Origin of the sequence: Pseudomonas neuropathica (genome assembly GCF_015461835.1) — a bacterium.
GTDB lineage: Bacteria > Pseudomonadota > Gammaproteobacteria > Pseudomonadales > Pseudomonadaceae > Aquipseudomonas > Aquipseudomonas neuropathica.
The window spans coordinates 166,130-167,688 of the sequence record NZ_JACOPX010000017.1; the positions used below are offsets into that span (position 1 = coordinate 166,130).

Annotated in this window: 1 protein-coding gene; it reads right to left on the reverse strand. The window is 59.1% G+C overall.

The features are described 5' to 3' along the window. Positions 1-1,559 (reverse strand): Ig-like domain-containing protein (locus tag H8F23_RS23805; RefSeq protein ID WP_194936002.1); only part of this gene is annotated, 1,559 nt, incomplete at both ends.

Sequence of the window (1,559 nt, forward strand, 5' to 3'; positions counted from 1 at the left end):
GGGACTGGCCTTGCCGGTGACGGTGACGCTGGTATCGAAGGTCGTGCCGTTCGGTGCAACGGTGCCCTTGGAGTCGGTGATGTTGACGATGGTGGGGGTCACGGTTTGCGCGACGGTAAAGCTGCGCACTGCCGACTCCGGTTGTGCACCATAGAGCGCTTTGGCCTTGATGGGGTGCGCGGCGAGACTCAGTCCACTGATCACCCTGCTCCAGTCGCCATTGGCATCGACTGGCACGACTGGCGTCAGCGCTGTGTTGCCGTCGTAGAGCTGTACGGTCTGGCCGGGACTGGCCTTGCCGGTGACGGTGACGCTGGTGTCAAAGGTAATCCCGCCGGGCGCGACTGTGCCTTTGGAGTCGGTGATGTCGGTGAGGGTGGGCGATATCCACCCAGCCACCCGTAAATCTAACGCTGCAGAGTATTCATTGCGCTGCGTGGCGGCCCGCCACACGGTATAGAGCACCTTCACGCTATTTCCGATATTGGCCGTCACGAATTTTCCGTCCACCGGAAAACGTACAGGTTGGCCTTCGGTCACGGTGGTGATGGGCAGCCAGTCACTGGTGCTGGCGAAGGGGTTGGGACTGCGCCAGTAATAGGTAAGAACATCCCCCTTCAGGGGCTTCGCCTCGCTGATCCACACATGCACCCTATCGAACACCTTGGACGGATCCAGCACATCCCCCGGCGGATCGGCCTCTTCCACTTCAGGGGCCGGCAGTGTCGCCCGAACCTTTTCAACTTTGGCCAGCAGCCGCTCGGACTCTCTGATGTCGAGGAGGCCAGGTGTATCGTTTGCGACCACGTAAGACAGGTCGAGCGTGCCGTTTTCAAGGACCTTGATGTGCTCGGCGTTGATGTCGAACGTGACCAGGCCTTCCTTGGCTTCGTTGTTGCTGACGATATGCGGAACCTCATGCGGATGGTCGCCGCCATCGGACTTGGTGCCAAACCATCTCAGGCAGATCAGATCGCCATTTTTCATCGCGTAGCGCACGTCGACCGTAGCGTAGAGCTCGTCCGGTTCGAGGGTGTCGCCGAGCAGTTCGCGGATGCTCGGCTCGGGGAGCATGTTGACGTCGCCCACTACGCTGGCAAAGGTGCGCTTGGAATACAGCGGGTCGCCGCCGTCCTTTTTGTAGAGAATATAAGACGCATCGGCGCGCCCCTGAGCGATGGCCCTGATCAACTCATAGGGCACTTCGATTTCCAGCACTGAAGGGACGTTGTCGATGTCGCGGGTTTCGCTGCAGATGAGCGGTTCAGCGTTATCCGGCGGTGTGCCGATGAAGGTCATTTTCACGCTGTCGCCCACAGCGAAATATTGGCTGCTGACATGGATCTGAATCGTGACCGGCTGCTTGTTCAAATCCCTGATGGTAATGAAGCCGTTGAGGGCTTCCTTGATGATCGGTGCATCCAGTCGCCAGCCGCCCGCGTCCACATCGATGTAAGTGCGTTTGGAGTGGCGGTCTGCCCAGTTCCAGACTTCGTCATTGATGTCGTATTTGATTTCCCGTTTGAGACCGTCACCGGTGCCGAAAATGGCGTCCGGAT